This window comes from Vibrio sp. 10N.261.55.A7, from assembly GCF_002877365.1.
Lineage (GTDB): Bacteria > Pseudomonadota > Gammaproteobacteria > Enterobacterales > Vibrionaceae > Vibrio.
On the sequence record NZ_MCWZ01000181.1, the window covers coordinates 1 to 964 of the forward strand.

Genomic DNA, 964 nt, shown 5'->3' on the forward strand with positions numbered 1-964 from the left:
GGGTCATGCCCGAAACGGTCTCTGAGCTGTATGCGTTACTGGATGTGAGTGAGCCTGAGGCGCAAGCCTTTGTCAGTGACTCTGCGGCGGTGTCTCAAATGGTGTCGTCGAGTTTGCAAGTGCCGGATGAGGAAGTCTCGGGCTTGCCGCCCTTGTTTGAAGCGCCTGCTCAAGACCCGAATGGGTACTTATTGTGTGACACTGGGTATAAGCCACTGTCGGGTGTGTGCGTGGTGGACACGGATGGGGATGGCATCACGGACTTTGAGGATGACGACGACGATAACGACGGTTATCTAGATAGCGTGGACGCGTTCCCGCTGAATGAGACGGAATACCAAGACACCGATGGCGATTTTATAGGCAATGCTCGCGATAACGACGACGATGGCGATGGGGTGAGTGATGAAGACGACGCGTTCCCATTGGACGCGAGTGAGCAGACAGACAGTGACAAGGACGGGACGGGCGATAAGACGGACGCGTTCCCGCACAACCGAAATGAGCAGAAGGACAGCGATGGCGATGGTCTGGGTAACCACGCTGACCTGGATGATGACAACGACGGCTTGAGTGATGAGCTGGACGATTTCCCAGAAGACGCGAGCGAGCAGATAGACAGCGACAAGGATGGCGTTGGAGACAATGCGGATGTGTTCCCCAATGACGTGAGTGAGTGGGCGGATACCGACAAGGATGGGGTGGGCGACAACGCGGACGATTTCCCGACGAATTATGATGAGCAAATGGACAGTGATGGGGATGGGGTAGGCGACAACGCGGATGCCTTCCCAGACGATGACACTAAAATGTTTGACCGAGATATCGACGGTGTCGATGACAGCGTGGATGCGTTCCCAGAGGATGCGACGGAATCGGTGGATACCGACGGCGATGGCGTGGGGGATAATAGTGACCCGGACATTGATGGGGATGGCGTCCTCAATGAGGAAGACGACTTCCC

The 964-nt window shown here is 56.0% G+C and carries 1 protein-coding gene; it reads left to right on the forward strand.

The window, feature by feature from the left end; genetic code table 11:
* The coding region (locus tag BCU12_RS10075) for a thrombospondin type 3 repeat-containing protein (protein WP_198599306.1) at window positions 1–964 on the forward strand (964 nt) is incomplete at both ends.